This window comes from Corynebacterium gottingense (assembly GCF_007559235.1).
Taxonomy (GTDB): Bacteria; Actinomycetota; Actinomycetes; order Mycobacteriales; family Mycobacteriaceae; genus Corynebacterium; species Corynebacterium gottingense.
This window is the reverse complement of sequence record NZ_VMHH01000003.1, coordinates 241,292-265,837: the sequence shown is the minus strand read 5'-3', so window position 1 is coordinate 265,837 and position 24,546 is coordinate 241,292. Positions and strand designations below refer to the sequence as shown.

Below are 24,546 nucleotides of genomic sequence, written 5' to 3'. Positions count from 1 at the left end.
CTCCGCCCAACGCTGGACCTTCTTCGCCGTCGTCTCCACGGGCCTGCTCATGATCGGCCTGGACAATTCGATCCTGTACACCGCGCTGCCGGCCTTGAGCGCTCAGCTGCACGCCACGCCCGCGCAGTCCCTGTGGATCATTAACGCGTACCCGCTGGTGCTCTCCGGGCTGCTGCTGGGCACCGGCACGCTTGGCGACAAAATCGGCCACCGTCTCATGTGGCTCATCGGCCTGGGCATCTTCGGGGTGGCGTCGCTGGCCGCGGCGTTCGCGCCGGGCGCGTGGTGGCTCGTCGCGGCGCGCGGCCTCCTCGGCTTCGGCGCCGCAGTGATGATGCCCGCCACGCTCGCGCTGATCCGCCTCACCTTCCCCAACGAGCGGGAGCGCAACACCGCCATCGGCATCTGGGCCTCCGTCGCGGTCGTCGGTGCCGCGCTCGGCCCCCTGGTCGGCGGCGCGCTGCTCGAACACTTCTGGTGGGGCTCCGTCTTCCTCATCAACGTGCCGATCGTGGTCGTCGCGCTCATCGCCACGTTCGCCCTCGCGCCGGAGAACGTGCCCAACCCGGCGAAGCACTGGGACATCATCTCCTCCATCTACGCCCTGTTCGCGCTCTCCGGCCTGACCATGACCATCAAGGGAGTGGCCAACCCGGACCGCTCGGCGACGCTGGTCGGGGGCGCGGTCGTCGTGTGCCTGCTCGCGGGCTGGCTGTTCGCGCGCCGGCAGCGCCGGCTGGCGGACCCGCTGCTCACCTTCGACATCTTCCGGTCCCGCCTGTTCTCCGGCGGCGTCGTCGCGGCGGCCGGCGCGATGTTCGTCCTCGCGGGCGTGGAGCTGATGACCTCGCAGAAACTGCAGCTGGTCAGCGGTTTTTCCCCGCTGCACGCGGGCGCGGTGATCACGGCGATGGCCGTCGCGGCGATCCCCGCCTCCGTGGTCGGCGGCGCGAACCTGCACCGCATCGGCTTCCTCCCGCTCATCGGCGGCGGCTTCCTTGGCGCGGCGGCGGGCACCGCGCTGCTCATCGCCGGCGACTCCGCCGACGGCCTCGCCCTCGAGCTCGCCGCGCTCATCCTCCTCGGGTTCTCCGCCGGCTCGGTGATGTCGGTGAGCTCGATCGCCATCCTCGGCGCCGCGCCGCCGCACCGCTCGGGCATGGCCGCGGGCGTCGAGGAGGTCTCGTACGAGTTCGGCACCCTGCTCACCGTCGCCGTCACCGGCTCGCTCCTCCCGCTGTGGCTCGAGCGCCGCTTCCCGCAGGGCATGGAGGCGCTGTATAGCGGCCCACCCAGCCCCACAGCCGCCACCGCCTACGCGGACGCCTACCACGCGGTCCTGCTCCTCCTCGCCGCCGCGGCCCTGGCGTTCGCCGCAGCGACTTGGTGGTGCTTCCGCGACAACCCGAAGTCTGGAGAACTCCATGCCGCGTAAAAGCAAGCGCGCCGAGATCCTGCGCGCCGCCTACGCCATCGTCGCTGGACCGGGCGGCATCGAGGCGGTCACCTACGACCGGCTCGCCGCCGAGACGGACCTGTCCAAGTCCGGCCTGCTCTACCACTTCCCGTCGCGCCACGAGCTCCTCGTCGGGCTGCACGAGTACACCGCGGGCCTGTGGGAGGACAAGGTGCGCGCCCGCGCCGGCGGGGATGCCGCCGACCTCGTGCCGCGCGAGCGCTACCGGGCGATGCTGGTGACTATGAGCGAGCACGAGCCGCTCGCCGAGCTACTGGTCACCCTCCACGCCCACACCCACCCCGACTACACGCGCCCGTGGCTGGAGGTGGAGGACCGGTGGCTGCCGCGCCCCGACGACACGGCCACGGACCCGGACCTCCTGGCGGCGTCGGTGCTGGCGTCGGGGCTCTGGGCGCACGACCACATCTACGCGAGGCCGCTGGCGGAGGGGAACCGGGCGGTGATCGTCGAGAAGCTGCTCCAGCTCCTCAATTAAATACAACTTTAGTTGGAGTAAATGTTAGGTTAGTGCCATGCCGAAGAAATGGAGCCCGCACGCCTGGCACCGGCGCGCGTCCAGGCCGGTGATGGTCTGGATGGTCGTGTTCATCGTGATCGGGCTTGCGCACCCGCTCGTGCCCGAGCCGCGGTGGCTGCTCATCCACGTGTTCACGCTGGGCATTCTGACCAACTCGGTGGTGCTGTGGTCGCAAAACCTCACCGAACGGTTCCTGCAGCAGCGGCTCCCCGACAGCGCCCGGCCCGCGCAGCTGCGCCGCACCTGGGCGCTCAATGCGGGCGTCGTGTGCGTGCTGGTGGGGCAGTTCCTCGCCAGGTGGTGGCGCGGGCACTACGCGCTGACCTGGGTCGGCGCCGCGCTCGTCGCGGGAGTGCTGGGCTGGCACTCGTGGCAGCTGTACGCGCAGGTACGGCGCGCCGGGCGCGACAAGCGGCTCCGGCCGGTGGTGCTCGGCTACGTGGCCAGCGCGGTGTTTTTGCCCGTCGGCGTGGCGTTCGGCTCCGCGCTGTCGTTCGGGCTGCCCGGCGACTGGCAGGAGCGCGTCCGGCTCGCGCACCTGGTCACCAACGTCGGCGGGTTCGTAGGGCTGGCGGCGCTGGCGTCGCTGACCGTGCTATTCCCCAGCATGTGGCGCGTCAATGGGATGCACGACCGGGCGGGGGTCTCGGTGCCGCTGGCGGTCGCGGGCGTGATCGTGGCCAGCTGCGGCGCGCTCGCGGGGCTGGACCTCCTGGCCAGCGCGGGCACGGGCCTGTACGTCGCCGCGTGGCTGTGGACGTTCCACGGCTTCCTGGTCAACGTCCTCGACGTGCTTCGCGACCCCCGCGGCCGCGTCACCTACGCCGGCCTGAGCGTCTTCGCGTCGCTGATCTGGCTGATCGTCACGCTCATCTGGTTCGCCGTCCGCCTCACCACGCCGGACCTGCCGACGCTCGCGCTCATGCTCGGCTTCGCCGCCCAGCTCCTGATCGGCACGATGAGCTACCTGCTGCCCACGACGATGGGCGGCGGGCCGCGCGCAGTCCGCGCCGGGCTCGCGGAGCTGTCGCGCTCCGCGTTCTTCCGCGTCGTCTTGTTTAACGGCTCGCTCGCGTGCTGGCTGGCCACGGACAATTCGTGGCTGCGCGTGGCGATGAGCGTCCTCTGCTTCGGCGTGCTCGTCGCGTTTTTGCCGCTCATGGGCCGCGCGATCCGCGCGCAGGTTGGGGTGCTCAAGGGCAAGGATTCGCTTATCGACGCCACACCCACCCAACACCCCACCACCCAATCCGCCGCCGCGCTCGTCGTGTTGGGCGTGCTCATCGCCGTGCTGAGCTGAAAAACCCCAAACCGTATTAGACGCAGCAACCCGGCCCCCGGTTCCATTTTTGCGGGAACTGGGGGACTTCTCACATTTCCCCATTTTCGCTGCCGTTTCGGATATTGTTGCTGCCATGAACGCACTCGCACAGCTCGCCCGGTTTGACCGCAGCAGTTTCGACTTCGTCGCCGCTGCGGCGGGCAAGTCTGCCCGCGAGGTGCGCGACGAGGGGGTCCAGTACGACCGCGCGAAGCAGCTGGTCGCGGCGGCGCGCACGCTGTGCGGCCGGACGTCCCACTCGCGCTACCAGCAGCGCGCGCACGACGGGGCGCGGGAGCACGGGCACCGGATCGAGACGCTCGCGTACATCGCGCGCACGGCGAACGGGATCAAGGACGCGACGAAGCGGTGGCGCTACATCGACACGCTGTGCAACACGCCGGGGGACCTGTCGCTGATCCGGAAGCGCGCGACGGAGCTGAAGGAGGAGCTGCAGCCGCGCGCGCCGCGCACCGCGTGCGCGCGCGTCACCCACCACGGCGACGGCCAGGCCACCCTGCGCGTGACCGGCCCCGCGCTGGACGTGCAGGCGGCCTACGACGCCGCGAAGAACGACGTCGCCGCCTGGCTCGACCAGGACTGCCCGCGGGCCGACTACCTGCTCAAGCTCAGCGTGAACCTGGACCTTGGCGACTACGTCCGGATCGTCTCCGGCGCCGGCGACGACGTGCAGGTCCGCTTCGCCAACGGGGTGGTCATGTCCGGCGAGGAGTTCGTGCGGCAGCGGCTCTCGCAGTTCGGGCACATCATCCTCGTCGGCGCGATGGACGGGCCCGTCAACGCCTACGACATGCGCCTGGCCACGCCGAAGCACCGCGAGATGATGCTTGCGGACTCAGCGACGTGCACGTGGAAGGACTGCGACGTGCCGGCCTCGCGCTGCGACGCCCACCACATGACCGAGCACCAGCACGGCGGCGAGACCGCGGTCCACAACCTGGGCTGGCTGTGCCGGTACCACAACTACCAGGCGGGCCGCGCCTCCCGCGGGCGAACGGAGCGGCGGGGCGGGCGGATTGTGTACGTCTCGCCGTCGGGAAGCGTCACACCCACCGGCGCGGACCACGTGGCCCGCGCGCCGCACCGCACGGTCACGGACGGACCACAAACTGGCCGCGCTGGCCCTTCTCCGCATCCGTCATCTGGTGGTTGACAAAGCTGTAGGTGCCCGGCTCGTCGAAGGTGAACTCCACGAACCCGCCCTGTGCGGCGAGGAGGTCGAGGGCCTGGGAGCCGGTGTCGTGGGCGTCGCGAAGCGAATAGGCGCCTTCCTTGTACACGGTGTCGAAGATTTCTCCGACGACGTGGAAGCTGACCGGGTTGTCGGGCCCGACGTCGAGGACCCAGACGCGGACCGTGTCGCCGACGTGCGCCTCAATCGGGTGCTCGACGTACTGGTTCGGCGTGCCGTTGAACGCGGGGGCGTCGTAGTTTCCGGCGGGGATGCTGTCGTCGTCGTGGTAGATCTCGTGCGCGACCAGCGCGTACTCCGCGTCGACGGGGCTGAGGTCCGGCGGGTCGATGATGAGGGCGCCGGCCATCCCCTTCGCAATGTGCAGGCTCATCGGCATCGTGCCGCAGTGGTACATCCAGATGCCGGAGCGCCGCGCGGTGAACTCGTAGACCACCTTGTCGCCCGGCGGGATCTCGCGCATCACCTCGTCGGGGCTGACTTCGCCGGCGTGGAAGTCGATCGAGTGGCTCATCTGCCCGTGGTTTTCCACGGTGATGCGGAACCGGTCGCCCACCTTGCCGCGCAGCGTCGGACCGGGCGCTTGGTCGGCGAAGGTCCAGGAGTCGCCGTCGTCGTGTACCACCCAGGTCTCCTCGTGGAGTTCGCCGCTCGCGGGCTGCAGCGTGGCGTCGCGGGCAGTGCCTATCGACGCCTCCTCTTCCCCCTTCCCGCTCGTCACCACATCAAAGGTCATGCCCATGGCTTTGTGGCCCGCGATCGTGCACCAGCCCTGGGTGTCCTCGGTGAAGACGCCGAAGTCGTGGGTGACGGTCTCGCCGGGGTCGATGCGGCCGCTGTGCTCGCCGCCGAGCTTCAGGTCGTGCTGCTGTGTGTCCGAGTTGGTGATGTTGAGGACCAGCCGGGTGCCAGGCTCCACCGCGACGCTCGCGGGGACGAACGACATGCCCTGGATGTCCACGTCGACGGTGGTGGCGTCCTCGCTGCTCACCGCCTGCGTGCTGGGCGTGTCTGAGCCGCTGAACGCGAGCGTGAGCCCGACGACGACGGCGACCACGAGGGCGATGAGCCCCCAGGCCAGGGATTCGGTTCGTTTCATGGGACAGCTACCTTTCTTGCGTGGAGCGCGAGCCCTACTCCCAGTATGGCAAGCCCGATCCGCGGGCTGACCAGGGCGACGAGCGCGCCGCCGTTGACCACGCCGACTTTGATGAAGCCGTTGTCGGGCTCGCGCGTGCCGCGGGCAAGGACCGGCAGCAGGTGGCCGATCGCGCCCGCGATGACCTGGGCGAGCCCGGCGGCGAGGAGGAACGTGAGCAGGTTTGCGGGGAAGCGGACGGCGCCGGTGGCGAGTGTTGCGGCGTCGGCAAACATGGCGCCGAGCAGCCACAGCAGCCCGGCGGCGACGCTCACCGCGGGGGCCGACAGCCCGGGCGTGAACAGCGCGCCGGCGAGGACGGGCTGCAGCGCGTAGGACCACGCGAGCGCGCACACCGCGAGCGCCACCGCGGCGAGCTGCGGGCTGGCCAGAGCCGCGGCGGCTGCGGCCGGCAGCGCGATGCAGTGGGCGAGCAGCGCTCGGGGGAGGCGGGCGCGGGCGGTGGCGGAGGCCCGGTTGCCCGTCATGGTGGGGAGCAGGGTGATGGCGGTGCCGGCGATGGTGGTCCACGCGAAGCCCCAGACGGCGAGGCGGGAGTGGGCGGCGATGGTGGCGTCGATAAGCGAGGGCCCCACGTGCCGCGACCCCACGGCGACGGCGGCGGCGAGGGTGAAGAACGCGGCGGCGACGACGTAGCAGCGGGCGGTGCTGGCGAACGGGCTGGTGAGGCCGCGGCGCAGCTTGCGGGCGATGGACACCCCGTGCCAGCACAGCGCGGCCGCAGCGACGGCGGCCGGAATGGCCCGCGGCGCGCCCAGCAGCAGCGCGACGAGCGCCAGGTTGACCGCCGCGATGCGCACGGCCAGCCCGGCGGGGCGGGAGGCGGTGCGCGTGAGCGCGTCGGCGAAGTGGGTGGAGTAGGCCTGGATGGCGGTCGTGACCACGCCGAGCGTGAGCGGGTGGATCACCGTCCAGCGCGACGCGCCGGCGAGCGCAGCCGCGAGCGAGACGGCGGCCCAGCATGCCACGAGCACGCCCACTACTTTTTGCACAGTAATAATCGTACTAAGCTGGGAGGGGTCAAACAAGGCGGTCAGGGCGTGGTTCATATAATGAACGCACGCAACTGTCCAAGAAAGGTGCGAAGCATGGACCGACACCGGACGCCGCGCCCCACTTCCGATCTCACCACCGCGGCCGCGGAGCTGAGCGCGAAGCAGCGCGAGGTCTTCGGCGCGCTGCAGCAGTTCCCGCAGGGCGCGCAGGTGACGGAGCTGGCGAAGGAACTGGGCATGCACATCAACACGGTCCGCGGGCACCTTGACGAGCTCATCGCCCACGGGCTCGTGGTGCGCAGGCAGGCGCGCACGACCGGGCGGGGGCGGCCGTCGCACATCTTTACCGCGCGCGTGGCGCGGAACGCGGACGTGACCAGCGAGTACGTCGAGCTGGTTGACATGCTGGCCACCGCGATCGCCGGCGACGACCTGGAGCGGGCGCGCGAGGTGGGGCGGCAGTGGGCGAAGGAGGCGTCGTCGAGGCACGGCGGCACGCCGCGGGATCTGGACGAGGCGACCGAGAAGGTCGCCCGGATCCTGCGAGATATGGGGTTCGACCCAGCGCTTCGCGACGATGCCGCCACCGACACCTCACGCGAACTCTCCCTCAAGGCGTGCCCGTTTGTCACCGACCCCGGCAGGGCGCCGAGCCCGGCGGTGTGCGCGCTGCACGCCGGCTACGTGGACGGCAAGGCGGGCCGCATGCAGGTGGAACTTCTGCCGTTCGACCGGCCCCACGAGTGCGGGGCCCGCATCACCGAGGTGGAGTAGCTAGTTGATCAGCCAGTCGTTCGGGCTGAACAGCTCGAAGTAGACGTTGGCGGGCGCCTTGTCGGCGGGCAGCGCCGCGATGTCGTCGCGGATGCCCTGGAGGAAGTTCGCGCCGCCGCAGAGGTAGACGTCCGCGCCAGCGAGGTCGGCCTCGGCGATGTTGACGCGCTGGTCCTGGCTGCGGAAGGTGGCGGTGACGTTGGCGTCGGCAAGCGCTTCCGCGAGGGCGCGGGTCTCGGCCTGCTGTGCCCAGGAATCTTCGGAGTTGTCGGCGTGGAGGTAGGTCACCTTGCGGTCCGAGTGGGTGCGTGAGAGGTGGCCCAGGATGCCAACCATCGGGGTGGAGCCGATGCCGCTGGAGATGAGCACGACCGGGTTGTCGCTGTCCTGGAGGACCAGGTCGCCGGCGGCGAGGGTGGCGTCGACCGTGTCGCCGATGGCCACGTGGTCGCGCAGGAAGGTCGAGACCTCGCCGTCGGTCTCCACGGCGATGCGGTAGGAGTGCTCGTCGCCCTCGATGATGGAGTACTGGCGGAGCTGGCGGGCGCCGTCGTCAAGCGTGACGCCCACGGACGTGTACTGGCCGGGGCGCGGCGCGGTGAAGTCGCCGGTGAGCGTGTACGCGAAGACGGACTCAGTGAGCTGCTCCTTCGCGGTGACCTCCGCGCGGCGGAACACGTCGCCGTCGGTCACGCCGTCGGAGGCGTAGAGCTTCGCCTCGTGCTTAATCAGCACGTCGGCCATGAGCCAGTAGACGGCGTCCCAGGCTTCGGCGACTTCGGGGGTGACGGCGTCGCCGAGCACCTCCGCGATCGCGGCCATGAGGTTGTCGTGCACGATCTGGTACTGGTCCTTTCGGATGCCCAGCGAGACGTGCTTGTGGGCGATGCGGTCCAGCATCATGACCGGGTCCGGCGCGTTCGGGTCCACGAGCTGGGTGGCGAAGGTCGCCACCGAGGCCGCGAGCGCCTTCTGCTGCGCGCCCTGCTTCTGGTTGCCGCGGTTGAAGGTGTTGGCGATGAGCTCCGGGTGCGCGGTGAACATCTTGTTGTAGAACGTCTTCGTGATGGTCTCGATGTTCTCACCCACCGGCGGGAGCGTGGCCTTGATGATCTCGGCGTGCTCCTCGCTGAGGTAGTTGAGCTTCGGGTCCGGTTTTTCCTGCAGGTACATGCGGTGTCCTTTCGTGTCGCTGAACAATTAACACCGACTGTACCCGTCAAAACTAGTCCTCGAGGTCCGTGGCGAGGCGCTCCTCGTCGTCGCGGCGCTTGCGGCGCTGGAAGCGCGGGGCGAAGATGGCCGCCGCGCTGCCACCGATGAGTGCGCCGATGACCATGCCGATGGTGCCGCTGCGGTCGCCGTCGAAGTCGGTGAAGGCGATGCCGGCGAGGGCGATCGCGAAGAAGAGCAAGACGGGCAGGGTGGACAGGGTGAACATCTTGGGCGGGCGGGGCCGCGGGGCGTAGTTCTGCATCCACAGCGCGCCGGCAGTCTGCGCGAGCGTGCCGGGCAGCAGGGCCAGCAGCGAGTAGATTGCGGCGCCGCTGGGCAAGGTCCAGGCGAGGATCGCCATGATGAACGTGGTCGTGTACATGAGCGTCTCCGAGGTCACAGTGCTGGACTGGTGGAGGATCTGCTGCTGGTATTCGTCGTCGGTGCCTTGGTTGGCGAGTGCGACTTTCTTGTCGCCGTACTGCTTCAGCATGGGGTTATCCTTCCTGTTCGTCGCCGAAGAGGGCTTCGACGGTCTTGCCGAGGGCGTGTGCGATGTCGAGTGCGAGGTGGACGGAGGGGGAGTAGTTGCCTTTTTCGATGTTGGCGATGGTCTGGCGGGACACTCCCACCTGCGCGGCGAGGTCGGCTTGGGAGAGTTCCTGCCACCGCCGCCATTTGCGGACCATGTTTTCGTGTGTGTCTGGCATCAGCGCTCCTTTCGTGTCTCGTAAGCGCCTACGACAAACTATAAACCAAACACGCCACGATGTAAAGGAAACTAGACAAAAAGGAAATGGGGGAGCGTCGATAAGCGAAAGGCTCTAGACTGGCGCGCATGCCGACGCCAGTGCCTGCCTACCTTGACCGCATCCTTGAGCTCGTCCGCGACGACGACAGCGGTGAGGTCGCCAATTACATCGAGGAGCTGGCCGCCGCGGACCCCGACAAGCTGGGCGTGGCGCTGTGCACGACCTCGGGAAACCTGTACTCGGTGGGCGATGACGACTACGAGTTCACCATCCAGTCGATCTCCAAGCCGTTCGTGTACGCGCTCGCGCTGGAGGAGCTCGGCGCCGCGGAGGTGCACAAGTACGTGGGCGTGGAGCCGTCGGGCGAGGCGTTCAACGCGATCTCGCTGGAGGAGGGCACGCACCGCCCCGCCAACCCCATGATCAACGCGGGGGCGATCGCGGTGAACCAGATGATCAACGGCGCCGACTCCTCGGTGGAGGAGCGGGTGGAGAAGATCCGGGCGTTTTTATCCAAGCTCGCGGGCAGGGAGCTGCGTATCGACGAGTCGCTGGTCCAGTCCGAACTCGGCACCGCCCACCGCAACCTGGCCATTGCGCACCTGCTGCGGGAGTTCGGCATGGTGCAGGACCAGGCGCACGACGCGATCGACTCGTACACGCAGCAGTGCTCGGTGCTGGTCACGGTGCGCGACCTGGCCACCATGGCGGCGACGCTGGCCAACGGCGGCGTGCAGCCGATTACTGGCGAGCGCGTCCTGTCCGCCGGCTCGTGCCGGATCACGCAGGCGGTGATGACGTCGGCCGGCATGTACGACGGGTCGGGGCAGTGGATGGTCAACGTGGGGATCCCGGCGAAATCCGGCGTCGCCGGCGGGTTGATTGGGACGATGCCGGGGCAGTTGGGGTTGGCGTCGTTAAGCCCGCGGCTCAACGAGCAGGGCAACTCGGTGCGCGGGGTGCGGATCTTCCGCGAGATGTCCGACTCGCTCGGGCTGAACCTGATGGGCGCGGACTTCTACGCCGCGCCGGGCATTCGGTCGGTGGAGCGGCGCGAGGACTGCACCGTGGTGGAGCTGCAGGGCATGATCAACTTCACCGCCGCGGAGAACATCCTGCACGACCTGGCCAGCGAGCGCATCGTGGGCGGCACGCTGGTGCTCGACGTGTCCAACGTGACCAGCTTTAACAAGGCCGGGCGCCTGCTGATCAAGGAGGGGATGCGCCATCTGCGCGACACCGGCCTGGACGTGCGCATCTACGACCCCGACGGCGCGATGCCGGACTACGAGTTTTCCGACGGCACGAAGGTCCCCGCCATCAAGGACTTCTCCACCACCTTTACCGTGCCGGGGTCGCGCACCGAGGTCTTCCGGGCGATCTCCGCCCCGCAGGAGTGGTGGGACGAGCACGTCGACCACATCGAGGGCTCGGCCTCCGAGCAGGGCGGCGAGTTCCACTTCGACACCGACGACCAGTACGCGGAATTCCGCGTCGAGGAGTCCGAGGTGGGCGACCGCCTGGTCTGGCACACCGAGACCACGGGCAAGGACAAGGAGGACCGCGACTGGGACGACACCTCGCTCATCTTCGAGCTCAGCGACAGCGAGCAGGAGGACGGCGAAACCCAGGTCACGTTTACCCACCGAGGCATGCACCCGCACGGCGAGGGCTACAAGGAGGCCGTGGAGGCGTGGCGGGAGCGCATCCAGGAGCGGCTCGAGCCGCTGATCCGGCGCCGCGGCGAGCGGTAGCGCGCTAGAGCGCCGCGAGGAAGGCAGCGGAGGCGACGTTGATGAGCAGTTCGCGCTGCTCGGCGGGGCAGCCGTCGTCGACCCAGTCCAGCGCGATGGCGTCGATAAAGCCGATGAGCCCCGAGACGGCGATGCGCGCGCGGTCGTCACTGCGGCCGAGGAAGTCGCACAGCGTCTGCACAGAGGTGTCGTGGCGCTCGATGCGCAGGTGGATCGCCTCGATCGGCTCCTCGCCGCCGCGCTTGCCGGTGGACCACACGAACGGGTGCGTCTCGATGTAGTTGAGGTAGATGTCCAGCCCGCGGCGCACGATCTCCTCAGTGTCGGAGGCCTCGAGCCCCTCGGCCGCGGCGATCTGGGCGTTGTGCAGGTTGATAGCCGTGCGCTCGAGGAAGGCGGTGTACAGGCCGGCCTTGGAGTCGAAGTAGTGGAACACCAAGCCTTGCGACACGCCGCAGTGATCGGCGATACGCTGGGTGGGGACCTCGCTGTAGGGCGTGGTGGAGAAGATCTCCGTGGCAGCGTCGAGAATTTCCTGGCGCCGCTCCTCCACGCTCAGGCGCCGCTGTGGCGCGTACGTCGTGTGGCGTTCTGTCATGCGCTACATCGTACACACGCACAAGTTTTATATGCATTGAATATCAATATAATTCTGAACGTTGTCCGCTGACGAAAGGGAAATACCGTGAAACAGCAGCTCGTAGACGCCATCTGGTGGCACGTCTACCCCCTTGGCGCGACGGGTGCCCCCATTCGCGACGCAAAGGATGCCGCGCACCGCCTCCCCCGCCTCGAGGCGTGGCTGGACTACCTCATCGAGCTCGGCTGCAACGGCATCCTCCTCGGCCCCATTTTCGAGTCCGTCGCGCACGGCTACGACACGCTCGACCACTTCCGCATCGACGCCAGGCTTGGCGACGACGCCGACTTCGACCACTTCGTCGCCGCGTGCCACGAGCGCGGCATCCAGGTCATGCTCGACGGCGTGTTCAACCACGTCGCGCGCACCCACCCGTGGGTGGCCGAGGGCCTCGCCGGCGGCACCGACTGGGAGGGCCACGAGGAGCTGGCCACCCTGCACCACGACGACCCCAGGGTCCAGGACGCGGTAACCGACATCATGCTGCACTGGCTGCGCCGCGGCATCCAAGGCTGGCGCCTCGACGTCGCCTACTCCGTGCCCGCCGAGTTCTGGCGCACAGTGCTTGGGCGGGTACGCGAGGAGTTCCCCGACGTGTGCATCCTCGGCGAGGTCATCCACGGCGACTACGCCGAGATCGCCGAGGCGGGCACGCTCGACTCCGTCACGCAGTACGAGCTGTGGAAGGCGCTCTGGTCCTCCATCTCAGACACCAACTTCTGGGAGCTCGACCACGCGCTGGGCCGCCACCGCGACATTGCTAAGCGGACGCTGCCCAACATCTTCATTGGCAACCACGACGTCGACCGCATCGCCTCCAAGGTGGGCCAGGACGGGGAGATCGTCGCGCTCGCCCTGCTCATGAGCCTGCCCGGCATGCCCAGCATCTACTACGGCGACGAGCAGGGCTTCGAGGGGGTGCGCGGCGAGGGCTTCGCGGCTGACGACGCCATCCGCCCTCCCCTCCCAGCCTCCCCAGTAGAACTCTCCGAGCTGGGCCAGTGGGTCTTCGAGGAACACAAGAAGCTGATCGGAGTGCGCCGCCGCAACCAGTGGCTCACCCACGCCGACGTGGAGGTGCTGGACAAGGAAAACGCCACGATCTCCGTGCGGAGTCGTGGCGAAAACGGCGAGGAGATCCAGACCGACGCGTGGCTCGAGCCCGCGCCGGGCGTGCGCATCCGCGCAGGCGCCGAGGTCCTCTACGAGTGGGGGAGTTAGCGCGGCAGGGAGGAACCCTGCGCGTACTGCGCGAGCAGCTGCTGGACGATCGCGCCCAGGTCCGGCAGTCGCACGGTCGCGACGTTGGCCACCGGCACGTCGATGGTCGGCGCGCCCTGCGGGGCGAGCACGATCACGTTCTGGGGGTTCTGCTGCGCGGCCGGTGCGGGCTGGGCGGGCTGCGTGGCCGGCGCGGGCTGTGCCGGCTGGGCCGGCTGGGCCGGTTGCGCCGGCGCAGCGTTGCTGGTGCCGCCGTTGGTGCCCTTGAGGCCGCAGCGGTTCGCCGCGTTCTCTACGCGGGCGAGGGCGTCGAGGATCTGCGGGCCGCGGCTGTCAAAGCGGGCGATGGTCTGGGCCTGGCGGACCTTGGCGTTGTAGTCGGCGTCGTTGGTCCAGTACTTCTCGGCCTGGGCGCAAGAGATTTCGCCGGCGGGGAGCTTGGCAAGGGCGTCGTCAATCGCGTCGGCGTGGGCGGCGGCCGGGGCCGCGGCGAGCGTGCCCGCGACGGCGGCGGTCATGGCAAGGGAGCGGAGTTTCATGACCGCCAGTATGTCACGGATGTGACGCATGTGAAAGGGGAGCGCGCAAATTACGCGTTCACCATGCGGCGGATCAGGCTGCGGTAGGCCTGCGTCGTGAGCTCCACGTCGGTCAGGTCGACGTACTCGTCGTGGCTGTGCAGGAGGTCGAGCACCTTACCCAGCGTGTTCTCGCGCTTGTGCATGGCAAAGCCGTAGCCCACGCCGCCCTTGCGGCGGGCAAAGCGCAGGTCGGAGCCGCCCGCGGCGAGCGTGGGGACCACGGCCGCTTCGGGGAAGAACTCGGCGAAGGTGTCCACGATGGCGTCGTAAAGCGGGCCCTCGGTGGGGGAGACGGTGGCGTCCTCGGTGATGAGGTGGGTGATCTCCACTTCAGCGGCCAGGTCGCCGAGCGCCTCGCGCAGCAGGTCGTCGATGTCTTCTTGGCTCTGGCCCGGCAGCTGGCGGATGTCCAGCTCGATCGAGGCCTCGGACGGCAGGACGTTGATCGCGCCGCCCGCGCGCAGGACCGTCGGCGCCACGGTGAGGTGGCTCATCGCGTGCGAGTAGCGCTGCAGCTCGCCGAACGCCTCGTAGCCCTCGCCGCGCAGCAGCGCCTGCTCGGTCTCGGGGTCGAACTTCCAGGCGCGCACGTAGCCGGGCCACGGCTCCGCGGAGCTGACCTCGGGCGTCAGGGCGGCGATGCGCTCGGCCACCTTGCCAATCTTGGCAATGGTCAGTTCGCGCCCGTGCGGCGTGGAGCCGTGCCCGGCGTCGCCGTGCACGGTGAGGCGTCGCTGCGCCGCGCCCTTTTCGCCAATAACGACGACCACCGCATCCGACCCGTCCTGCACCGGCAGGTGGGAGCCGCCTTCCTCGGACAGGCAGTTCTTCCAGGAGAACGCGTCCGGTGCGTGCTCCGCCAGCCAGCCCACGCCCAGGCCGCCGCGGGCCTCCTCGTCGGCGCAGCCCACGAAGGTGAGGGTGCCGGTGGGCTGGGTGCCGGACAGGGCCACGTCGCGCACGGTGGCCGCCATCGCGGCGGTGATGTAGAGCATGTCGGTGGCGCCGCGGCCGTACAGGTGGCCGTCGATAATCTGCGCCCCGAACGGGTCCTTGGTCCACTTCGCCTCGTCGACCGGGGCCACGTCGGTGTGGCCGAGGAGGGTGAGCGGCTCGGCGGAGGGGTCCGAGCCCTCGATGGTAAACGCGATGGAGGTGCGGCCTGGGTGGGGCTCGAAGCGCTCGACGCGCACGTTCGGCGCGTCCGCGAAGAAGCGCTCGAGGACGTCTGCGGCCTTGGATTCCTGCCCGGAATCGGGGGTGAGATCGTTCACGCAAGAAATTTGGACGAGTTCTTTGAGCAGCGTAACGGTAGTGTCCGCTAAAGTCATACAAATCAACTTTCTTAAATTTGGCGGATGCGGTAATTTACATCTGTTGCGGTCTAATGTGAAGACTGAACGATATTGAGCAGCGCTGAACCGCACGGTACGGCGCAATATTTGAGGATAACGCGAGACCTGGCCTCACTGAAGAAATCAGGAAAGCTGAGAATTTAAATCAGAACCTGAGTGATCCTGAGGGCGAGGCGAGCAGAAACCCGGGAAGAGGTGGAAGCGGTGGCCCGTAGAGAAGGCAGCATGGACCCGAGGGCGATTCGTACGCGCAACGCCTTCCTGGACGCGGCGGAGACGCTTCAGCGCGAAAAGAAGACCGAGGACATCACGGTGTCCGCGATCGTGGGCCTGGCGGGCATGAGCCGGCAGGTGTTCTACGAGCACTTCGACGGCCGCGACGCCGTCGTCGGCGCGCTCATGGAGCGCACGATTCGGCCGCTGCTTCAGGAATACGTGAAGACCTACGAGCGCACCGGCGACCCGGAACAGGCCATCGAGGGTCTCGTGGCCGGCATGTACAAGGAGCGCGACCTGCTGCTCAACGTCGTCGGCGGCCCGGCGCTCACCTATACCCTCAAGCTCTTTACTACCCCGGAGCAGCCGATGCTGCGCGGAGTGGTGGACGCGATCCTGGAGCGCCAGGGCGAGCTCGAGCCGAGCCTGCTGGAAGGCGTGGAGGACTTCCTCCGCGCCGGCGCCTTCCGCCTCCTGGTTGCCTCGGTGCGCGAGGCGGATTCGGCAGAAGACGCGGCGAAGCACGCCAATAGCGTGCTTGGACTCTTGCGCGCGTCGATCGTGGGCAGCTAGCTCCGAAGGAAGATGAATTGTTATGGCACGTCGTGAATCGAGCTCCGACCCCCGCGCGGTACGCACCCGCGAGGCGTTGATCTCCGCCACCATCGCGTTGCTGGTTGACCACAAGGTGGAAGACCTGTCTGTCTCCGGCATCGTGAAGGCGGCGCAGGTGAGCCGCCAGGTGTTCTACGAGCACTTCCAGGACCGCGACAGCGTGGTCATCGCCGCGGGCGAGGCGGTCCTCGGGCCGGCGTACCGCGACTTTGCCTACAACTTCGACGGCGACACGGACTACGCCACGCAGGTGCACAAGCTCGCCGAGATGCTCGAGCCGCACGAGTGCATGATCCGTCACCTCATCGACTCGCCCGTGCACGGCAAGCTCAACCAGACGATCTGCGAGCTCATGTTCCCGCCGATCCGTGCGAACCTGTGGAAGTCGCTGGAGCGCGGCGGCATCCAGGCCACCGACGAGGTCATCGATGATGCAGCGATGTTCATCGTGGCGGGCACCCAGCACCTCTTCGTCACCGCGTACCGCGATGAGATCGCCGTCGGCGTGACCGCCGAACGCGTCGACCGGGTGCACGACCTGATGGGGCAGCTGCTTACTCGGAAGCGGGGCTAACGCTGGCGAGTGCCTCGGCGAGCTCGTCCAGCGCGTCGGTGGTGTCCTCGAAGGAGCCGTCCTCGCTGATCGCGGCCATGGAGATGCCGTAGCGCTTGTCGGCGAACTGCCCGAAGCCCAGCTGCCGAGACTGCCAGGAGCCGTCGGTGTCGTCGCTCCAACCGCCCTTGAACGGGATGCCCAGGGCGCCGAGGCCCCAGGACTGCGACTTATCCACGTGCACCATCTTGTCCAGGACCGCGTTGTCGGGCTTCCGGTCGGAAAGTTCCGCGAGGTAGTGGGCGTAGCGGGCCTGGGAGTTCAGCGACCACTCGCTCGTGCCCCAGGCCTCCTCGAGCGTGGCCGTCGCGCCCGCCTTGGCCAGCTCGTCGGCGACCAGCTTCTTCGCGCCGCCCGCGGCCGCCAGGCACATCCAGAGCTGGTCCGCCGACCCGTTGTCGGAGACCTCGATCGTGGAGGTGATGAGGGTGTCCAGCACTTCCTCGCTCGCGTCGCAGTGTTCCGTGGCGGCCATTGCGACCGGCACCTTGATCGTGGACCACGCCGCGAGGCTGGTGACGTCGCCTGCGGTGACGGCGGCGTCATCGTCGTCGATAAGCACGATGCCAATGCTCGTGTCCGTGTCCGCCTCGATCCTTTCCACCTCCGCCTCGAGCCAGTCGGGGTCGACGCCGACGGTGTCGTCCACCTCGGTGAGTCGGCGCGAGAGCGCGTCCGAGTCGGGCTCGGCGGGGGTGTGCGCGATGCGCACGAACGACGCCGCGACCAGCAGGATCACGACGCCGGCGAAGGCGAGGGCGAACGGTTTGCGGCTCACAGGTGCCGGTATTCCTCGAGCAAGTCAAAGCCGGTGTGGCCGTGGATCGACTTAATGGTGCGGTAGTTGCCCGGCTGCGAGATCGTGGTGGTGGTGCCGTGGGCCAGCATGTGCTCGGAGCGGCTGAGCTCGCGGATGGCCACGAGCCGCACGCGGTCGGGGTGCTCCTGCACCAGGTCGGAGTAGAGCATCGGGTCGTGCTGGCCGTCGTCGCCCACCAGCGTCCAGCGGATGTTGGGGAAGTCCACGATGAGGTTACGCAGCGCCACCCGCTTGTGCTCCTTGCCGCTGCGGAACAGACCAGTCGGGGTGGGGCCCCAGTCCGTGAGCAGCAGCGGGCCGCGCGGCAGCTTCTCGCGCGCGATGAAGTCGGTGAGCGTGTCGTAGGTGTTCCAGGCGCCCGTAGAGACGTAGAAGGTGGGCTCGTCGGGGCCGAGGACGGCGCTGTAGAAGTCGTCCATGCCCGCGATCGGCTGGCGGGTGTTCGTCTTTTTCACCCACGAGTTCCAGGCGGCGAGCATGGCGCGCGGCAGCATGGTCACCATGATCGTGTCATCCACATCGGAGATCAGGCCGTGGGTGACGTCGTCCGAAATGATCTGCACCTGCGCTTCGCTCGGCTCCGCGCTCAGCGGTGTGCGCACCGTGGCGGTGTGCCAGCCGGGCTCAAGCCCGTGGTCCAGGATGAGTACCTCGAGGTAGCCGTTGCCGTTCGTCTGCGCAGTCACTGTCTGCGCGCCCAGCGTGACCGTGACCTCAATGTCGGGAACCTGGGTGGTGAAGAACTGGCGGTAGCCGCGCTCCACCTCCGTTTTCGGTTCCCGCTCGGGGTCCGCCATGAGCACGCGCCCAAGCACGCGGGCGCGCTCGGAGTTGCCGTAGCCGGTAAAACCCGTGACCTGTGGCGCCCAGCCCCGGCGGGCCTTCGCTTTCACGTCCGCGTTGTTGATGCGGTGCTCCGCCCAGCGGACCACGTCTGAAAATCCCATAAGCCAGTAGTCTAGGCGCTATGGACAGAGTCGAGAGTGCGCACGTGGCCGTCGAGAAGCTCATTGAGCTCTACACCGCATCGTGTGAGCTCGCGCGAGACGCGCTCACCAGCGGCGACTACGCGCGCTACAAGGACGTGTACTACCCCAAGCTCTCCGTGGAGATCGGGCAATGGGTGCCAGTGGACCGCTCCGAGCCCTTCGGCTACGTCGACGAGGCCGGCACCTACTCGGCGGTGCTGTCGCGGCCCGACCTCATGGCGCAGTACCTGCGCTCGCAGCTCGAGGCGCTGACCGCCAACTACGAGTGCGAGATCCGCGTCGGCTACTCGGAGACCCGCATCCCGCCCGAGTACATCCGCGGCACTGGACCCCGCCCCGCGAACACGGAGAACACAGTGTTCGTGCCTCGCCCCACCCTCGACGAGGTGCACGACGCAATTATCGACGGCCACTGGGACGCCTTCCACGGCGCCGAGAAGCCCCTCTTCCACTTCGGTCCGCAGCGCTTCGACCTCGCGCTGGCCCGGCTGGAGCACTACACGGGCATCCAGGTGGAGTCGCTGCAGAAATTCATCCTGTTTACCAACTACGCCATGCACGTCACCGAGTTTGTGCGCTTCGGCGTCGCGGAGCTGGCGCGCGAGGGCTCGCGCTACACGCGCCTCGTGCTGCCCAGCGGCGAGACCATCTCCGACACGGTGGCGGTGGAGAACCTGGAGCTGGGCTCGAAGTTCCAGATGCCGCGCTACGACCTGGTCACCGAGGACGGCGACGGCATCACCATGATCAACATCGGCGTCGGCCCGTCGAACGCAAAAACCATCACGGACTCGCTGGCGGTGTTGCGCCCCGAGGCGTGGATCATGATCGGCCACTGCGCCGGCATGGACGCGCGCATGCGCATCGGCGACCTCATCCTGGGCAACGCCTACGAGCGCAAGGACAACGTGCTTGACGAGCACATCCGCCCCGACTCGCCCATCCCCGCCGTTCCGGAGATCCAGCGCACCCTGGAGAAGGCGGTGGCGAAGATCTACGGCGACGACACCTCGCTCATGCGCACCGGCACCGTCCTTTCCACCAGCGACCGCAACTGGGAATGGAAGGCGCCGCGCGACCTGTGGGAGTGGCTGCGCGGCTCCACCGCGGCGGCCGTGGACATGGAGTCGTGCACCATCGCGGCCAACGGCTACCGCTACCGCGTGCCCTACGGCGCGCTGCTCGCGGTCTCCGACCTGCCGCTGCACGCCGTGCCGAAACTACCCGCCGCCGCCCAGACCTTTTACTCCAATTCCAAGGAGGCGCACGTGATGTGCGCGGTGCGCGCGATGGAGAAGCTGGCCAAGAACCCGCAGCGCCTGCGCACCCGCAAGCTGCGCCGCACGATCGGAGAGCTCCCATTCCGTTGAGCTCCTTCGACGATCCGGCCGTGCAGATGGCGCACCGCAGCGCCGTGCGCTCCATCGAGCGAGTCGTCCACGAAACCACCGCGCCCACCGACCCGGACGTCGCCCTCGAGCGCGTCGTGGCGCAGCTGCGCCGCGGCAACGTCCTGGTCATCACCGGCGCGGGCGTGTCTACCGACTCCGGCATCCCCGACTACCGCAGCGCCGGCGGCCGCCTGACCAAGGGCCGCCCGATGACGTACCAGGAGTTCGCGCACTCGCCCGCCCAGGTCCACCGCTACTGGGCGCGCGCCTTCGTGGGCATGCAATTCATGCGCGCCGCCGCACCCAACCGCACCCACTTCGCCTTGGTCGAGCTCGAGCGCGCCGGGTTGCTCACCGGTATTGTCACCCAGAATGTCGACGGCCTCCACCTCGCCGCCGGCTCCCACGACGTCATCGCCCTGCACGGGGATATGGAGCACGTCGTGTGCCTGGACTGCGGGGCGCGCCACGCTCGTTCGCTTATCGACGCCATGCTCACCCACGCCAACCCCAACTTTTTCAATTCCGTGGAAGTCACCGGCAACATGATCAACCCGGACGGCGACGTGGAGCTGCGCGCCAGCGACGTGGAGCGGTTCCACATGATCGCCTGCCCCGTGTGCGGCGGCCAACGGCTGAAGCCGGACGTGGTGTACTTCGGTGAGAATGTGCCGACGGGGCGCAGACAAGCAGCCCGGGCGTGGCTGGACGAGTCCGCTTCGGTCCTGGCGCTGGGCACGTCGCTGGCTGTGATGAGCGGGTACCGATTCGTCCTGGACGCCCGCAAACAGGGAAAGCCCGTCGCGGTGGTCAACGGCGGGCCGGGGCGCGCCGACCCGAAGGCCACGACACTGTGGCGCACCGGGGTCGCCGACGCGATGGACGCAATTCTGGACGAGCTGGATCTCTAGGAGTTGTAGGGTGAAGGGGTAACTTTTGCCCGAAAACTTGCTGAAAGGCCCCTGACATGCGTTTTCGTTCCCTCGCAATCGCAGCATGCGCCGCGACCGCCCTTGCCGTCGCGCCTGCTGCTTCCGCCGACCCCGCTCCGGTTACCGGCGTGGAGCTGAACCAGCCCGCCGACCAGGTCGTCACTTTTGAGGCAAAGTTTGACCTCACCCGCGACAACGAGATCGCCTTGCAGAAGGTGCGCGAGCTGCGCGCCGACATGTGGGACCGCAACGTTCCCTTCAAGGGCGAAACGCTGCAGTACGCGGCAAAGGTGAACGGTCTCAGGACGAAGGAGGCGTACGTCAACGACGTGAAGATCGACCCCGGCTACGCGCTCATCGCCCTGCAGCGCGCGGTGGAGGAGGCCGGCGGGATCGACCATGATCGCCCGTACAACGAGACGTGCAGCAATGAGTGCGGTTCGCTGTGGACCGCGACGATTCAGGGCAAGCAGCCGTTCGGCGAGAACCTTTCCGGCGAAGAAGACATGGCGAAAGCCATGCGCGGCTGGGGCTACGACGAGCTGGACGCCCTCTACGACTCGAATGGCCAGTTCAACAATGCGAACGGCCACCTCTACAACCTGATTAACCCGGACCGCACGTGGTTCGGCGTGGCGTCGGTGCGTACGGCCGAGGGCACCGCTAGCGCGTGGGAGGCCGCGGGCAAGGCCTCCGGCGTGACCGCGTTCCCCGAGGGCGCGCGCACCGAGGCGCTGGCGCGCCCGGCGAACAACGGCGAGACGCCGTCGACGAAGGCGGTTCCGCTGCCGAAGAAGAGCACTCCGAGCAGGGGGCAGGGCACTGTGTCGCTCGGCGGTGGTACCGAAACCGAGAAGATCATCGGCATCATTTTCGCCATCATCGGCGTCCTGGCCGGCATCTACTCCTTTGTGAAGCAGTACCTGCCGGACGCGCTGCCGAAGTAGGGGCTACGCCGCTGCGGGCGCGGCCTCCTTGCCCGCGTCCCAGACGTCCTTGTCCAGGATCTTCTCGCGCGTGGACACCACGGCGGCCACGACGGCCTGGCCGGTGACGTTGACGGCGGTGCGGCCCATGTCGATGATCGGCTCGATGGCCAGCAGCAGGCCGACGCCCGCCAGCGGCAGGCCGAGGGTGGACAGGGTGAGCGTCAGCATGACGGTCGCACCGGTGGTGCCCGCGGTGGCCGCGGAACCCAGCACGGAGACGATGACGATGAGCAGGTAGTCCATCATGCCCAGGTCAACGCCGTAGAACTGCGCGACGAACAGGGCGGCGATGGCGGGGTAGATGGAGGCGCAGCCGTCCATCTTGGTCGCCGCGCCCAGCGGCATGGCAAAGGACGCGTACTCAGAGGGCACGCCCATGGACTGCTCGACGGTGCGCTGGTTCACCGGCATCACGCCCATGGAGGAGCGGGTGACAAAGCCCAGTGCGGTGACGGGCCAGACGCGCTGGAAGAACTCGACCACGTTGATCTTGTTCGCGGCCAGCACGATCGGGTAGAGCACGAAGATGACCAGGGCGAGGCCGATGTAGATGGCCAGGACGAACTGGCCCAGGTTGCTCAGGGCCTCCCAGCCGTAGGTGGCGACTGCGTTGCCGATCAGGGCCGCAGTGCCGATCGGAGCGAGGCGGATGACCCACCACAGCACGACCTGAACCACCTTCAGCAGCGACTCGGAGAACTTGATAAACGGCTCGGCGGACTTGCCCGCCTTCACGGCGGCGACGCCGATGAGCAGGGAGACCACGAGGATCTGCAGCACGTTGAAGTTCACCGACGCGCCCGACTCGGTGACCTTGGCGGTCAGACCAAGAAAGTTCGACGGGACGACGGAATCCAGGAAGCCCATCCAGGAACCGGTGGTCGACGGCTCGGCGGCCTCGGCCGCGTCCACGGTGGAGTTCGCGCCGGGCTTGAGCACGGCGCCGACGACGATGCCGATGATGACGGAGAAGAACGCGGTGATGGCGAACCACACCAGCGTTTGCACGGCCAGGCGGGCCGCGTTGGAGACCTGGCGAAGGTTGGCAATCGAGGTCACCACAGCGGTGAACACCAGCGGCGGGATGAGCAGCTTGAGCAGCTGGACGTAGGTGCCGCCGACCCAGTCGAGCAGCCCGGAGAGCCACTCGACGTCGCTACCTGCGGCGATGAAGCCGAGGATGAGGCCGATAATCAGGCCGTAAATCACTTGGGCGCCAAATCCGGTCGCCCACTTTGGAAGAGACATGCGCACTCCAATGCGTTGAAAGAATCTATACAGATCTGTACTTACTCAAGGCAGAGTAGCAGCGTGTCACCTAAAAACTAATTCGCTCAACAGACAGACAGGACGGTCTACCTGGGCGTTTTGGCTACGCTCGGAGGGCACACCCAACACAGTGAGGAGCACCAATGTCCGGTATCTACTCGTTCGAGGGGAAGACCCCGCGCATCCACCCCAGCGCCTACATCGCCCCCGGGGCCACCATCATCGGCGACGTCACTATCGCCGAGGACGTCAATATCTGGCCGGGCGCGGTGCTGCGTGGCGACGTCGGCGCTATCGAGATCGGGGCGCGCTCCAACGTCCAGGACGGCTCGGTCATCCACGTGGAGACGGGAAGCACGACCGTCCTCGGGGAGGACGTCACGGTCGGGCACATGGCAATGGTCCACGGCTGCACCGTGGAGTCGGCCTGCCTGATCGGGATGAGCGCGACGGTGCTCTCCGGTGCGCGCGTGGGCGCGGGCAGCATCGTCGGCGGCGGGGCAGTGGTCCTGGAGGGGCAGGTCGTCCCGCCATTCTCCGTGGCGGCCGGGGTGCCGGCGAAGGTGCGCAAGCAGCTTGACCCGGAAACCCGCGAGCAGCGGGTGCGCCACGCCGCGGGCTACGTGGAGCTAGCTCGCCGCTACCGTGAGGGGCTCGCGGAGCACGAGGTCTAGCGCGGCGGCGCGGGCGATGTCGCGCACCACCTCGGCGTGGGTGGGGATCATGCGCAGCTCGGGCGCCTGCTCCATTTCGGCGCGCACGGTGCGGGCGAAGGGGGCGGGGGCGTGGGGGTCGTCGATAAACGCGCTCCCCGCGATGACCACCGTGGACGGCGCGTGCTCGGTGCTGAGCTTGGCCACCAGGCTGCCCAGGTCGCGGGCGCGCTCGTCCAGCGCGGTGCGGGTGTCGGGGCTGGAATCCTGGACGGCGTCGAGCAGCGTGGCCAGCCCCGGCTTGTGAATGCGCTCGAGCAGGCCGCGCGTGGTCAGCTCGTGCCGCTTCACGCGGATCGGCTGCACGCCGTCGCCGGTGGACACCGCGCAGCCGATCGAGTCGTCCGCGAATAGCGCCATGATCGGCCCGTCGCCAAGGTCCAGGTTCGACTGCATCTCGGAGCCGATGATCGCAGCGCTAATCGACGTCACCTCAACCGGCACAGAAAACTGCTCCCGCAACTGCCCGGCGAGGTCCACGCCGTCCCAGCCCAGGTTCACGGCGATGACGGTGCCGTCCTCCGTCACGGTGCCCGACGTGGTCACGCCGAGGGCGGCGAGGCGCCGCTGCATGCCCGCGGTGAGACGGTTGAGTGCCGCCATGAGGTGCTGGATGACGTCGTCGGGCGTCATGCTGGCGACGGGCAGCTCGAGGTCGACGCAGCGCAGGGTGCGACCGCGCAGGTCAAAGACGGCGACGTAGGTGAAGTCGGTGCCCACGGCGATGCCGCCGTAGACGGGGTCGGGCTCGGCGAGCTCCAGGGGGATCGTCGGCCGGCCGCGCCCGGTGGAGCGGGTGAGGTCGGTGCGCTCGTTGACCAGCCCGGCCTCCGTGAGCGCGGCGATGGCGCGTGTGACGGTCGGCTGGGAGAGCCCGGTGGCTTGCACGAGTTCACTGCGGGACGTGAGGTCCTGCAGGCGAATGAGGTGGAGACACTTCGCCGCGGGGGTCGTCGGGCGAGTGAACGGCAATGTTGTGCAAGTCATGTGAATATATTTACTCACTGGCAGACTGCTTTGTC

Annotated in this window: 25 protein-coding genes; 13 read left to right on the top strand and 12 right to left on the bottom strand. The window is 68.1% G+C overall.

All coding sequences use genetic code 11. From position 1 onward, the window contains the following. Window positions 1-49: 49 nt before the first annotated feature. The 4 genes from FPH17_RS05905 to FPH17_RS05890 all read left to right on the top strand — a co-directional run bounded on the left by FPH17_RS05905 (window position 50) and on the right by FPH17_RS05890 (window position 4,492). The gene (locus tag FPH17_RS05905) at window positions 50-1,435 is read left to right on the top strand and encodes an MFS transporter (RefSeq protein ID WP_154879158.1); all 1,386 of its coding nucleotides are present in this window, start codon (window positions 50-52) and stop codon (window positions 1,433-1,435) included. Then, window positions 1,425-1,955: a TetR/AcrR family transcriptional regulator gene (locus FPH17_RS05900; protein WP_154879118.1), complete on the top strand. Its 531-nt coding sequence runs from the start codon at window positions 1,425-1,427 to the stop codon at window positions 1,953-1,955. Before FPH17_RS05905 ends, FPH17_RS05900 begins: the two co-directional genes overlap by 11 nt. Before the next feature lie 37 nt (window positions 1,956-1,992). Further along, window positions 1,993-3,297 carry a copper oxidase gene (locus FPH17_RS05895; protein ID WP_154879117.1) on the top strand — a complete coding sequence of 435 codons (1,305 nt, stop codon included), beginning with the start codon at window positions 1,993-1,995 and terminating at the stop codon, window positions 3,295-3,297. 115 nt (window positions 3,298-3,412) lie between these two features. Continuing rightward, window positions 3,413-4,492, top strand: a complete 1,080-nt coding sequence (locus FPH17_RS05890; protein ID WP_154879115.1) for an HNH endonuclease signature motif containing protein — start codon at window positions 3,413-3,415, stop codon at window positions 4,490-4,492. Here the strand turns inward: FPH17_RS05890 and FPH17_RS05885 are convergent. Both FPH17_RS05885 and FPH17_RS05880 read right to left on the bottom strand, forming a co-directional pair. After that, window positions 4,431-5,630 (bottom strand): multicopper oxidase domain-containing protein, encoded by a 1,200-nt coding sequence (locus FPH17_RS05885; protein ID WP_154879113.1) that lies wholly within the window; start codon window positions 5,628-5,630, stop codon window positions 4,431-4,433. The two genes, FPH17_RS05890 and FPH17_RS05885, sit on opposite strands and share 62 nt — an antisense overlap. Then, on the bottom strand, window positions 5,627-6,682 hold the full coding sequence (locus FPH17_RS05880) for a hypothetical protein (protein WP_154879111.1): 1,056 nt from the start codon (window positions 6,680-6,682) through the stop codon (window positions 5,627-5,629). Before FPH17_RS05880 ends, FPH17_RS05885 begins: the two co-directional genes overlap by 4 nt. A gap of 96 nt (window positions 6,683-6,778) precedes the next feature. Between FPH17_RS05880 and FPH17_RS05875 the strand changes: the two genes are divergently transcribed. Beyond that, on the top strand, window positions 6,779-7,459 hold the full coding sequence (locus FPH17_RS05875; RefSeq protein ID WP_095535842.1) for a helix-turn-helix transcriptional regulator: 681 nt from the start codon (window positions 6,779-6,781) through the stop codon (window positions 7,457-7,459). On the opposite strand, the gene FPH17_RS05870 is transcribed toward FPH17_RS05875, so the two are convergent. Genes FPH17_RS05870 through FPH17_RS05860 form a run of 3 tightly spaced genes read right to left on the bottom strand, consistent with a single transcriptional unit; the run spans window position 7,460 to window position 9,384 of the window. Then, complete coding sequence (locus FPH17_RS05870) at window positions 7,460-8,632, bottom strand: globin domain-containing protein (protein WP_154879109.1); 1,173 nt, start codon at window positions 8,630-8,632, stop codon at window positions 7,460-7,462. It lies immediately after the preceding gene. A 52-nt stretch (window positions 8,633-8,684) separates the two neighbouring features. Further along, window positions 8,685-9,167, bottom strand: a complete 483-nt coding sequence (locus tag FPH17_RS05865; protein ID WP_154879107.1) for a hypothetical protein — start codon at window positions 9,165-9,167, stop codon at window positions 8,685-8,687. A 4-nt stretch (window positions 9,168-9,171) separates the two neighbouring features. Beyond that, window positions 9,172-9,384 (bottom strand): helix-turn-helix transcriptional regulator, encoded by a 213-nt coding sequence (locus FPH17_RS05860; protein ID WP_070762846.1) that lies wholly within the window; start codon window positions 9,382-9,384, stop codon window positions 9,172-9,174. A gap of 128 nt (window positions 9,385-9,512) precedes the next feature. Between FPH17_RS05860 and FPH17_RS05855 the strand changes: the two genes are divergently transcribed. After that, window positions 9,513-11,180 (top strand): glutaminase, encoded by a 1,668-nt coding sequence (locus FPH17_RS05855; protein ID WP_154879105.1) that lies wholly within the window; start codon window positions 9,513-9,515, stop codon window positions 11,178-11,180. 4 nt (window positions 11,181-11,184) lie between these two features. Here the strand turns inward: FPH17_RS05855 and FPH17_RS05850 are convergent, their stop codons facing one another. Next, entirely contained in the window at window positions 11,185-11,778 is a 594-nt protein-coding gene (locus tag FPH17_RS05850) for a TetR/AcrR family transcriptional regulator (protein WP_154879103.1), read from the bottom strand. Window positions 11,779-11,865: 87 nt separating this feature from the next. On the opposite strand from FPH17_RS05850, the gene FPH17_RS05845 reads away from it, so the two are divergent. After that, window positions 11,866-13,041: an alpha-amylase family protein gene (locus FPH17_RS05845; RefSeq protein ID WP_154879101.1), complete on the top strand. Its 1,176-nt coding sequence runs from the start codon at window positions 11,866-11,868 to the stop codon at window positions 13,039-13,041. Here FPH17_RS05845 and FPH17_RS05840 read toward each other — a convergent pair. Then, complete coding sequence (locus FPH17_RS05840; RefSeq protein WP_095538042.1) at window positions 13,038-13,580, bottom strand: hypothetical protein; 543 nt, start codon at window positions 13,578-13,580, stop codon at window positions 13,038-13,040. The two genes, FPH17_RS05845 and FPH17_RS05840, sit on opposite strands and share 4 nt — an antisense overlap. Window positions 13,581-13,630: 50 nt before the next feature. Continuing rightward, on the bottom strand, window positions 13,631-14,953 hold the full coding sequence (locus FPH17_RS05835; RefSeq protein ID WP_154879099.1) for a M20/M25/M40 family metallo-hydrolase: 1,323 nt from the start codon (window positions 14,951-14,953) through the stop codon (window positions 13,631-13,633). 228 nt (window positions 14,954-15,181) lie between these two features. Here FPH17_RS05835 and FPH17_RS05830 point away from each other — a divergent pair, with 228 nt between their 5' ends. Together FPH17_RS05830 and FPH17_RS05825 are read left to right on the top strand one after the other, a co-directional pair. Next, window positions 15,182-15,766, top strand: coding sequence for a TetR/AcrR family transcriptional regulator (locus FPH17_RS05830; protein WP_154879097.1), 585 nt, complete (start codon window positions 15,182-15,184; stop codon window positions 15,764-15,766). Between the two features lie 22 nt (window positions 15,767-15,788). Further along, window positions 15,789-16,382: a TetR/AcrR family transcriptional regulator gene (locus tag FPH17_RS05825; RefSeq protein WP_095546911.1), complete on the top strand. Its 594-nt coding sequence runs from the start codon at window positions 15,789-15,791 to the stop codon at window positions 16,380-16,382. Here the strand turns inward: FPH17_RS05825 and FPH17_RS05820 are convergent. Both FPH17_RS05820 and FPH17_RS05815 read right to left on the bottom strand, forming a co-directional pair. Continuing rightward, window positions 16,363-17,199, bottom strand: a complete 837-nt coding sequence (locus tag FPH17_RS05820; RefSeq protein ID WP_095548070.1) for a serine hydrolase — start codon at window positions 17,197-17,199, stop codon at window positions 16,363-16,365. The two genes, FPH17_RS05825 and FPH17_RS05820, sit on opposite strands and share 20 nt — an antisense overlap. Then, window positions 17,196-18,188 (bottom strand): App1 family protein phosphatidate phosphatase, encoded by a 993-nt coding sequence (locus FPH17_RS05815; RefSeq protein WP_095546909.1) that lies wholly within the window; start codon window positions 18,186-18,188, stop codon window positions 17,196-17,198. The genes FPH17_RS05820 and FPH17_RS05815 overlap by 4 nt, the downstream gene beginning before the upstream one ends. Window positions 18,189-18,208: 20 nt before the next feature. On the opposite strand from FPH17_RS05815, the gene amn reads away from it, so the two are divergent. From amn to FPH17_RS05800, 3 genes are read left to right on the top strand one after another with little or no spacing between them, the layout of a single operon-like run. Next, on the top strand, window positions 18,209-19,600 hold the full coding sequence (gene amn / locus FPH17_RS05810) for an AMP nucleosidase (RefSeq protein ID WP_154879096.1): 1,392 nt from the start codon (window positions 18,209-18,211) through the stop codon (window positions 19,598-19,600). A 26-nt stretch (window positions 19,601-19,626) separates the two neighbouring features. After that, complete coding sequence (locus tag FPH17_RS05805) at window positions 19,627-20,532, top strand: Sir2 family NAD-dependent protein deacetylase (RefSeq protein ID WP_154879156.1); 906 nt, start codon at window positions 19,627-19,629, stop codon at window positions 20,530-20,532. Window positions 20,533-20,588: 56 nt separating this feature from the next. After that, a complete protein-coding gene (locus FPH17_RS05800; protein WP_154879094.1) occupies window positions 20,589-21,500 on the top strand; it encodes a CAP domain-containing protein in 912 nt (303 codons plus the stop codon). A gap of 3 nt (window positions 21,501-21,503) precedes the next feature. Here FPH17_RS05800 and FPH17_RS05795 read toward each other — a convergent pair whose 3' ends face one another. Continuing rightward, entirely contained in the window at window positions 21,504-22,790 is a 1,287-nt protein-coding gene (locus FPH17_RS05795) for a dicarboxylate/amino acid:cation symporter (RefSeq protein WP_095546906.1), read from the bottom strand. Window positions 22,791-22,954: 164 nt separating this feature from the next. Here FPH17_RS05795 and FPH17_RS05790 point away from each other — a divergent pair, with 164 nt between their 5' ends. Beyond that, a complete protein-coding gene (locus FPH17_RS05790) occupies window positions 22,955-23,485 on the top strand; it encodes a gamma carbonic anhydrase family protein (protein ID WP_154879092.1) in 531 nt (176 codons plus the stop codon). Here FPH17_RS05790 and FPH17_RS05785 read toward each other — a convergent pair. Further along, complete coding sequence (locus FPH17_RS05785) at window positions 23,441-24,511, bottom strand: ROK family transcriptional regulator (protein ID WP_095546904.1); 1,071 nt, start codon at window positions 24,509-24,511, stop codon at window positions 23,441-23,443. The two genes, FPH17_RS05790 and FPH17_RS05785, sit on opposite strands and share 45 nt — an antisense overlap. Window positions 24,512-24,546: the final 35 nt, after the last annotated feature.

What these genes read in the sequence shown, in the direction of transcription:
- FPH17_RS05795 (WP_095546906.1), bottom strand. Translation starts at nt 22,790, where the DNA reads ATGTCTCTTCCAAAGTGGGCGACCGGATTTGGCGCCCAAGTGATTTAC.
- FPH17_RS05805 (WP_154879156.1), top strand. Translation starts at nt 19,627, where the DNA reads ATGGCGCACCGCAGCGCCGTGCGCTCCATCGAGCGAGTCGTCCACGAA.
- FPH17_RS05905 (WP_154879158.1), top strand. Translation starts at nt 50, where the DNA reads ATGATCGGCCTGGACAATTCGATCCTGTACACCGCGCTGCCGGCCTTG.
- FPH17_RS05840 (WP_095538042.1), bottom strand. Translation starts at nt 13,580, where the DNA reads ATGAAACTCCGCTCCCTTGCCATGACCGCCGCCGTCGCGGGCACGCTC.
- FPH17_RS05890 (WP_154879115.1), top strand. Translation starts at nt 3,413, where the DNA reads ATGAACGCACTCGCACAGCTCGCCCGGTTTGACCGCAGCAGTTTCGAC.
- FPH17_RS05835 (WP_154879099.1), bottom strand. Translation starts at nt 14,953, where the DNA reads ATGACTTTAGCGGACACTACCGTTACGCTGCTCAAAGAACTCGTCCAA.
- amn (WP_154879096.1), top strand. Translation starts at nt 18,209, where the DNA reads ATGGACAGAGTCGAGAGTGCGCACGTGGCCGTCGAGAAGCTCATTGAG.
- FPH17_RS05850 (WP_154879103.1), bottom strand. Translation starts at nt 11,778, where the DNA reads ATGACAGAACGCCACACGACGTACGCGCCACAGCGGCGCCTGAGCGTG.
- FPH17_RS05900 (WP_154879118.1), top strand. Translation starts at nt 1,425, where the DNA reads ATGCCGCGTAAAAGCAAGCGCGCCGAGATCCTGCGCGCCGCCTACGCC.
- FPH17_RS05860 (WP_070762846.1), bottom strand. Translation starts at nt 9,384, where the DNA reads ATGCCAGACACACACGAAAACATGGTCCGCAAATGGCGGCGGTGGCAG.
- FPH17_RS05885 (WP_154879113.1), bottom strand. Translation starts at nt 5,630, where the DNA reads ATGAAACGAACCGAATCCCTGGCCTGGGGGCTCATCGCCCTCGTGGTC.
- FPH17_RS05785 (WP_095546904.1), bottom strand. Translation starts at nt 24,511, where the DNA reads ATGACTTGCACAACATTGCCGTTCACTCGCCCGACGACCCCCGCGGCG.
- FPH17_RS05815 (WP_095546909.1), bottom strand. Translation starts at nt 18,188, where the DNA reads ATGGGATTTTCAGACGTGGTCCGCTGGGCGGAGCACCGCATCAACAAC.
- FPH17_RS05800 (WP_154879094.1), top strand. Translation starts at nt 20,589, where the DNA reads ATGCGTTTTCGTTCCCTCGCAATCGCAGCATGCGCCGCGACCGCCCTT.
- FPH17_RS05825 (WP_095546911.1), top strand. Translation starts at nt 15,789, where the DNA reads ATGGCACGTCGTGAATCGAGCTCCGACCCCCGCGCGGTACGCACCCGC.
- FPH17_RS05870 (WP_154879109.1), bottom strand. Translation starts at nt 8,632, where the DNA reads ATGTACCTGCAGGAAAAACCGGACCCGAAGCTCAACTACCTCAGCGAG.
- FPH17_RS05855 (WP_154879105.1), top strand. Translation starts at nt 9,513, where the DNA reads ATGCCGACGCCAGTGCCTGCCTACCTTGACCGCATCCTTGAGCTCGTC.
- FPH17_RS05865 (WP_154879107.1), bottom strand. Translation starts at nt 9,167, where the DNA reads ATGCTGAAGCAGTACGGCGACAAGAAAGTCGCACTCGCCAACCAAGGC.
- FPH17_RS05790 (WP_154879092.1), top strand. Translation starts at nt 22,955, where the DNA reads ATGTCCGGTATCTACTCGTTCGAGGGGAAGACCCCGCGCATCCACCCC.
- FPH17_RS05875 (WP_095535842.1), top strand. Translation starts at nt 6,779, where the DNA reads ATGGACCGACACCGGACGCCGCGCCCCACTTCCGATCTCACCACCGCG.
- FPH17_RS05895 (WP_154879117.1), top strand. Translation starts at nt 1,993, where the DNA reads ATGCCGAAGAAATGGAGCCCGCACGCCTGGCACCGGCGCGCGTCCAGG.